This window comes from Pelomicrobium sp. G1 (assembly GCF_051905455.1).
In the GTDB taxonomy this organism is placed as follows: Bacteria; Pseudomonadota; Gammaproteobacteria; order Burkholderiales; family UBA6910; genus Pelomicrobium.
Genome location: NZ_JBQACR010000442.1, coordinates 1 through 254 on the forward strand (window position 1 = coordinate 1; position 254 = coordinate 254).

The 254-nt window shown below is 68.9% G+C and carries 1 pseudogene; it reads left to right on the top strand.

Going from position 1 to position 254, the window contains the following annotated elements:
• A pseudogene (locus tag ACTFO6_RS19150) lies at positions 1 to 254 on the top strand (flavocytochrome C); the annotation flags it as partial.

Consider the following 254-nt stretch of genomic DNA (forward strand, 5'->3'; position numbering starts at 1 on the left):
GGGCGACCGCGGCCAAGTACGTGCGGCCATGGGACCAGGGCATTGACGTGACCCTGGTGGAGCGGCAGCCCGAATTCATCTCCTGCCCCTTAAGCAACCGGGTGCTCGCTGGCGTGCGGCGGCTGCCCGAGATCAGCCGCCCCTACGACCCGCTCCAAAGCCGCTGGGGCGTGCGGATGGTGCGCGATGAAGCCATCGCCATCGCCCTGGACAAGCGGCAAGTGCGCCTGGCGCGGGGCAACCCCTTGTCCTAT